At 66.5% G+C, this 6,983-nt stretch carries 8 protein-coding genes; 3 read left to right on the forward strand and 5 right to left on the reverse strand.

Translation table 11 applies throughout. From position 1 onward, the window contains the following. The first annotated feature begins 100 nt into the window (after positions 1 to 100). The 3 genes from ABZV91_RS26640 to ABZV91_RS26650 are packed head-to-tail and all read left to right on the forward strand — an operon-like array spanning position 101 to position 1,974. On the forward strand, positions 101 to 757 hold the full coding sequence (locus ABZV91_RS26640) for a YbaB/EbfC family nucleoid-associated protein (RefSeq protein ID WP_355247123.1): 657 nt from the start codon (positions 101 to 103) through the stop codon (positions 755 to 757). 3 nt (positions 758 to 760) lie between these two features. After that, positions 761 to 1,099, forward strand: coding sequence for a hypothetical protein (locus ABZV91_RS26645; protein ID WP_355247126.1), 339 nt, complete (start codon positions 761 to 763; stop codon positions 1,097 to 1,099). Continuing rightward, complete coding sequence (locus ABZV91_RS26650; protein ID WP_355247130.1) at positions 1,096 to 1,974, forward strand: hypothetical protein; 879 nt, start codon at positions 1,096 to 1,098, stop codon at positions 1,972 to 1,974. Before ABZV91_RS26645 ends, ABZV91_RS26650 begins: the two co-directional genes overlap by 4 nt. Before the next feature lie 109 nt (positions 1,975 to 2,083). Here ABZV91_RS26650 and ABZV91_RS26655 read toward each other — a convergent pair whose 3' ends face one another. The 5 genes from ABZV91_RS26655 to glmM all read right to left on the reverse strand — a co-directional run bounded on the left by ABZV91_RS26655 (position 2,084) and on the right by glmM (position 6,845). Further along, a complete protein-coding gene (locus ABZV91_RS26655; protein WP_355247133.1) occupies positions 2,084 to 2,527 on the reverse strand; it encodes a hypothetical protein in 444 nt (147 codons plus the stop codon). A gap of 51 nt (positions 2,528 to 2,578) precedes the next feature. Then, positions 2,579 to 4,336, reverse strand: coding sequence for a hypothetical protein (locus ABZV91_RS26660; protein WP_355247136.1), 1,758 nt, complete (start codon positions 4,334 to 4,336; stop codon positions 2,579 to 2,581). Between the two features lie 3 nt (positions 4,337 to 4,339). Beyond that, positions 4,340 to 4,657 (reverse strand): hypothetical protein, encoded by a 318-nt coding sequence (locus tag ABZV91_RS26665; protein ID WP_355247139.1) that lies wholly within the window; start codon positions 4,655 to 4,657, stop codon positions 4,340 to 4,342. 472 nt (positions 4,658 to 5,129) lie between these two features. Then, on the reverse strand, positions 5,130 to 5,321 hold the full coding sequence (locus ABZV91_RS26670) for a PspC domain-containing protein (RefSeq protein ID WP_063129220.1): 192 nt from the start codon (positions 5,319 to 5,321) through the stop codon (positions 5,130 to 5,132). A gap of 138 nt (positions 5,322 to 5,459) precedes the next feature. Beyond that, positions 5,460 to 6,845 carry a phosphoglucosamine mutase gene (gene glmM / locus ABZV91_RS26675; RefSeq protein WP_355247142.1) on the reverse strand — a complete coding sequence of 462 codons (1,386 nt, stop codon included), beginning with the start codon at positions 6,843 to 6,845 and terminating at the stop codon, positions 5,460 to 5,462. Positions 6,846 to 6,983 lie beyond the last annotated feature (138 nt).

The following is a 6,983-nucleotide window of genomic DNA, read 5'->3' on the forward strand; positions in this document are numbered from 1 at the left end:
GGTTCCGACAACCCGGCATAGGATGCCGAAGCGTTCGGCGCTCGGGTTCTTTCGTCGATGGATCGGGCGAGCTGGGATGTTCCGCCAGGGGAAGGTGTCGATGGCCGCCGAGATGGATCTGGACGGCGCGATAGCGGGATTCGCGCAGATGGCCGCCGATGCGGAGCGCAGAGCTCAGCGGTTCGCCGAGTTACAGGAGCGGATGACGGCTCTGACCGCGACCGAAACGGGCGCCGGCGGACGAGTCAGCGTCACCGTGGACAGTAGCGGGGTTCCGACAGCAATCGATCTGACCCCGGATGTGCGAGAGATGGATTCGCGCGCGCTGTCCGCCGAGATCCTGTCGTGTATGCGGCGGGCGCAGGGCAAACTGAGGCCGAGCGTTGCCAGGCTGGTGCACGATATCGTCGGCGCGGATCCGGCCGGTGCCGCACTCGTCGACGGGTTCGACCGGCGCTTTCCGGAGTCGGAGACAGATGCGACGACGGCACACCACTCCCAGCCGCAGGCCGACCGATCGCCACAGCCGGCCGCCGATCCGTCTTCCCCGCAGCACCGTCCGGCGTCACCCTCCTGGGGCTCCGAAGCTGGCCAGCAGACCACCGAGCCGTATTCCTCCCAGCACCGTCCGACGCCACCCGCGTGGGGCTCCGCACCACCTCCGACACCACGCACACCCGGCAGGAACCAGGTTGTCACTCCGGACGAACCCGACGAAGAGACCGAGTACTACCGCCGTAAATCGTGGCTGGAGTGATCGATGACAACCAATCCTGACGCAGTCTCGGTCGATCCCGAAGAAGTGCGAAATCACACGAACAGCGTCGAGGCGCTCATGGGCAGCCTGGACAAATGCCTCGAAGCTGCCAACTACCTCACCTCGGCAGACGACGGGTACGGGAATTGGCTACGGCCGGTGATAAGAGGGCTGTTCGACGACAACCACCGATCGACCGTCGAGGTGATTCGCGCGGCCGGTGAGCGCACCGCCCAGGTACCGGAAAAACTGAAGGCGACTGCCGCGTCCTTCGAAGACGCGGACGGGTCGTTCGCCACGACGCTCCAAGGACTGCAAGCGGAGATAGGGGAATCCGAATGAGCTTCGACGACGCCGCACCACCCGACAACGAGCTCATCGACGACGAGTCCTATTACAGCAATGCCTACTTCCAGGAGGATGTCTCCTGGCTGTCCAATGTCGGGCTCGAAGGCGATGAAGAGACCGGAGGGCTGGGAGTACTCAAAGGCACCGTTGCGGGTGACGCGTGGGATATCTACGGGAATCTGCGAAACGACAACACCGGTGAGGCAGTTTTCGGTGCAGCCGGGGTCGTGGCGACCGCGGTCGAGGCGGTCAAGGATCCGTTCGGTTTCGCGGGCACCCGGGTCGCCAAATGGATGTTGGAGCATATCGAACCGCTCAGGCAGGCCTACGAGGAACTCACAGGCAACCCTACAATTGTGGTGGCGTATTCGAGTTCCTGGCACGCGATTTCGAACGAGCTGTCCACCACGAAGGCGCAATGGCAGCGCACCATCGAGACGGACATCAACACCTGGTCCGGCAGCGCGGGCGACGCATACCGCAATCATGCCGGAGAGTTACTCACCGCAATCGACACCGCCGCAGCAGCAGCGGCTGCTCTCGGCGAGTTGATGGATAAAGTGTCCAAAGTTATTGCCATCGTGCGGGATCTCGTGCGCGATATCATCGCGGCCTTGCTCGGGGCGGCCATCGGATACACGATCGAGCTCGCGGTGACCGCAGGCGCGGCGGCGGGGCACGTCATCGCCTCTTTCCTGGCGAAACTGGCGAAGAGCAGCCTGGATACGATGACCTATCTGAAGAAGCTCAACGACGTGATTTGGTCATGGGGTACGTACACCGAACCACTCGCGAGAATCTTTCAGAATGGGATGAGTTGGTGGAATTCCGGGGATGCCGCGCCCGGACAACCCACGGCGGCAACGTAGTCGAGTACGCCCCCGAGTGAGACCCGGCTGTTCGCGCCGCAGACCATCCAGCACCGTGGGCCGGCGCACCATCAAGATCGCGCGAACAGCCCTCACAGCTCCGACTTTCTCAGACCAGCCAACTGTTGCGCCGGTAGTACCGGGCCTCGTCGTCACCGTCGTCGTCGACGGGCGTGACGACCCGCTGATTCCGCCGGGCAGCCGCCGACCGTGCGATGGCCTCCTGCCGAGTACGCAGTTCCTCGTCGTCCGGCCGCGCGGTACCGGCTTCCCGCATCCGGATCGAGTCGCTTCCGGGCGGCCGCTCGGCGGCGTGCTCGCCCGCCGGTTGCACCTGCTCGTTCGAACCGGTTCGCTCGTTCTGTTCCCGGGTTGCCGTGTCGTCGGCGCGTTCCGCCAGTTCCCGCCAGAACTGCCGCATCTCGGCGGCTGCCTGCTCGGTCAGTTCCCGACTGCGGGCCTCGGATCGCCGCTTCGTCTCCGCCATCCGCTCCACCATGCGGTCGGCGTAGCGCCGGCATTCCTCGCCGATCCGTTCGACTTCACTGACCATACCCACCTCGCCGATCGTGCCCGTGAACCGTCAACCGCTTCCCGCCCGTGGTCACAGCGGGCCCGCCTCCGCCAGCTGCGCACCCGAGTCGACCGCGGGAGCCGGCGGCGGCGCGTTCTCCTCGGGTTCGGCGGGGTCCTCCTCGGGCTGCTGCACCGGGTAGCTCTGCGGCTGATGCTCACCATCTTCCTGTTCGGTTCCGGACGGTGCGCCGGGCACACCCGCCGGTCGGCCGGCAGGCTGCTGTTCCTCGGTCGCGGGCGGCGCGGTCGCACCGGGCCGATTCTCGCCGACGATCACCGGGGTACCGTCCGGCCCGACCTCGACCCGGTAGGTGACCGGCTCGCCCGCCGCATCGTCCACCACGAGTTTCAACTGCCCGTCGGAACCGACTTCGAGCTTGTAGTTCTTACCGTTGAAATCGACACCCTCATCAATGTCCGGCTTTCCGTCGCCGTCGGTGTCCACATCCGGTTTCCCGTCACCGTCCAGGTCTTCGTCGGGCTTTCCGTCACCGTTCACATCGGCATCCGGCTCGCCGTCGCCGTCCAGGTCCGTGTCGGGCTTTCCGTCGCCGTCCGCATCCTGGTCCGGTTCACCGTCCCCGTCGAGGTCTTTCTCCGACTCGTCCTCGCCGTCCGGATCGAGCACCTGCTCGGCCTGTTCCCGCAGTTCCTCGAGCGTGCTGCCGATCTGCTGACCCGCCGAGCTCACCAGGCTGCTCAGTCCCTCGGACACCTGGGTACCGAGGCCCGACGAAGCGAGCTGGGTGCCCAGTTGCGCGAGGGTGGACAGCGGATTGTCGGTAGTGGTCGGGCTGGTCGAGGGCGTGCCCGTCGTCGACGGAGTGTCGGTGGTCGACGGGGTGGTCGTGGTCGACGGGGTAGTCGTGGGGGACGGGGTCCCCGTGCTGCCGGGCTGGTCGGTGCCGGCGGGCGTGCCGGGCTGCGACGGCGAAGTCGTCGAAACCTTCGGACACGGATATTTCGTCACATTGAGGCCCGTGAAGGCCTTCACCAGTTCGTCGTAGATACCCGAGACCTGCTGATTCGTCTGGTTGCAGGCATCCACGAATTCTTTGAGGTTCGACTCGTAGTCCACGCGGAATTTTTCATCCAGCCATTTATGGCAGAAATCGCTGATCTTCTTCTGGGCCTCGTCGCCCGAGTAGATGATCACCTTGTCCTCGGCACCGATATCGAGCTCCGGGAAGATTCGCTTGATCCTGCCCACCAGACTGTCGTCGCTGCCGCTCAGGCTCCATCCCCAGCCTCTGGCCGCGGTGATGATGCTGTCGATATCTTCGGGACTCTTACCGTCCACCTCGGGATCGCCGGCCGGCAGGATTCCTTCGGCAGCCTTGGCCTTGATCGCCACCGCCTGCCGCAGCGCCTGCGGGGCCGGGTCCATTTCCTCGTGGACCTTGCGCACGATATTGATATCGACCTCGGACAGCTGGAGTTGTGTGGCGATCATGGTCGCTGCCCGGCTCGCTGCCTCTCCCGACCACACCGTCGGAAGGGTCTGCGCGAAAGTGGCCTGCTGATTCCGTTCGGTGGCGACTCGATCGAGTACGGTCTTCACGATATCGGCGGCTCGCCGGAACGCGTCCTCTTTCAGACCGTTCTGGTGATAGAAGAGTTTGTGCAGCTCCGCATACCGCTTGAAATCGGGCGGGGTCGCGTCACCCACCCATCGGAGGTACCGGACCTCCAATATCTCGAAGTAGCGCAATGCCTTCGAGCCGATTTCGAGTAGTTCGGTGCAGCTGCGATTCTCCGTCGCGGCGGCGCTCGGGTTGTCGGCCATTGCTCAGCTCGCCGCCTGTTGGGTGTTCGCGGCGTTCTCCTTGTCCACGGTGGAGAACTCGATCACGGCCTGCCCCATCGCATCACCGGTGAGCTGCGTGGCCTCGGACCAATCCGCGAGCCATTGCCGCACCGCCTCGAGGCCGGCGTGCAGGGCATCCCCCTGCTTCTTGTACTCGGCGCCGGTATCGGCGGGAGCGATCACGCCGCCGGCGACGCTACCGCTCTGCCCCTTCACCACATCGGCACTGGTACGCATCTTGTTCGCCAGACTCACCAGGGCGTCGCTCTGCATCCCGACCGTTCGATCACCCGTACTCATGGGTCTCCCCTCCGTATCCCCGCCCCTCCCGGGTGACCCCCGATCGGCCCTGCGGTGTTCGTCCTACCCGATTCGACGCGACCGCACGAGCATCGGTTCCATCCCGCTCCGCGCGTCCGGCGCCCCGATCACTCCCCTACCTTCCCCTGATCGGTCTGCCGCCGGTCGCCCGCCCCATCCGGATCGCGGTGGCACTCCCCGGCCGAGTAGTCGCCCTCGAGGTCCGGGTCGGAAATTCCATTCCACCGCGCCCAGACCGTCCGGCGCCGAGGACGGCTCGAAACTCGGCATACCGACGCCAGGGAACTCTCCTGATGTAGGCAAGGATTCTCCTGAGCTCCACTGGTCGACCACGACGATGTTCCCGCCCATCTTTCCATCCCCCGCGATACAGCGCAGCCCCGCTCCCGGGGCGGGAACGGGGCTACGGACGATACGAGGTACAGGAGATCACCGGCTCCCTCCGGCGGGATCAGCGCTTCGGCATGAAGATCCACAACGCCAGATAGATCAGGAACTGGGGGCCGGGCAGTACACAGGAGACGACGAACAACAGCCGGACGATTCCGGAGCTCCAACCGAAGTATTCGGCGATACCGCCGCAGACTCCGCCGATCCACTTGTCGGCGGTGGAGCGGGTGAAACGGCGTGCGGGGGCGGTCATGGCGGTCCTTTCGATCGCGGCTGCTACACCGTCCACTATCCGCACCCGCCCCGGTGGCCCGCATCGGCAGCACTACCGACCCGCACCCTGATTTCCAGGCGTCGCGGCTCAGGGTGGATCCCTGAGCCGCGGCCCGGTTCAGACCGCCGCGACCAGTTTCGCGAGATCCTCGGCGAGTTGCTCGGCCCGTTCGTGATCCTCGGCTTCCACCATCACCCGGACCAGCTGTTCGGTGCCGCTGGGGCGCAGCAGGATTCGCCCGGTGTCGCCGAGCTGCCCCTCGGCGGCGCGGACGGCCTCGAGCACCCCGGGGTCGGCGGTGACCGCGACCTTGTTCGTGACCGGGACGTTCACCAGTACCTGCGGGACCTTCTGGATCACACTCGCCAGCTCGGCCAGGGGCGCGCCGGTGCGTGATATCCGCGCCATCAGCTGCAGGCCGGTGAGGATACCGTCGCCGGTGGTGCCGTGGCGCGGGAAGACCACATGGCCGGACTGCTCCCCGCCGAGGGTGTAACCGCCGCCGCGGAGTTCCTCGAGGACGTACCGGTCACCGACACCGGTGGTACGCACGGTGATTCCGGCCGCGCGCATCGCCAGATGCAGCCCCAGATTGCTCATCACGGTGGCGACGAGGGTGTTCCCGGCCAGCGTTCCGGCGTCACGCATACCGATGGCCAGGATCGCCATGATCGCGTCCCCGTCCACCACCTCGCCCGCGGCATCCACCGCCAGGCAGCGATCGGCGTCGCCGTCGTGGGCCAGTCCCAGGTCGGCCCCGTGCTCCCGGACCGCGCGCTGCACCTGTTCGATATGGGTCGACCCGCAGTCGGCGTTGATATTGAGGCCGTCCGGGTCCGCGTTGATCGCGACCACCCGCGCCCCGGCCTCCCGGTAGGCCGCCGGGCCGACCTCCGAGGCGGCGCCGTGCGCGCAGTCCACGACGACGGTCAGTCCGCTCAGGTCCTGGCCGGTGGCCTCCACCAGATGTTCGATATAGCGCTCGTGGGTGCCGCCCACACCGAACTGGTCGGGCAGGTCGGCACCGGGCTGGCGCGCCCCAGCGGCCCCGAGTACCCGGCCGATCGCCGCGCCCGTGGGACGGTCGGTCCCACCGGAGGCCACCCGGGCCTCGATCCGTTCCTCGACGGCGTCCTCGAGCTTGTGCCCGCCCGCCGCGAAGATCTTGATTCCGTTGTCCGGCATGGGATTGTGCGAGGCGGAGATCATCACGCCCAGGCTCGCGTCGTACAGCGCGGTCAGGTAGGCGACGGCCGGAGTAGGCAGCACACCGACCGGTAACACATCCATTCCCGCGGCGGTCAGGCCCGCGGTCACCGCGGCCTCCAGCATTTCCCCGCTGGCGCGCGGATCCCGGCCGACCACCGCGACCTTGCGGTGGCCGGTGTGCAGATCCACACCCAGGACCTGTGCCGCCGCCCCGGCAACCCGTAACGCCAACTCCGGGCTCAACGTATCGTTGGCGAGCCCGCGCACGCCGTCGGTGCCGAACAGATGTCCCATACCTTGCCCCTCGTCAGTGAGTCCACAGCGCGCGACGAGCCCTGCCGAAACTGCCCTCGGGACGGCCGGCCGACGAACACCGCGGTAGATATAGCACGAGAGCAGGCGACCGGACTCCGGCCGGTCGCCTGCACTCGG

The sequence above is a fragment of the Nocardia sp. NPDC004568 genome, assembly GCF_040609955.1.
Lineage (GTDB): Bacteria > Actinomycetota > Actinomycetes > Mycobacteriales > Mycobacteriaceae > Nocardia.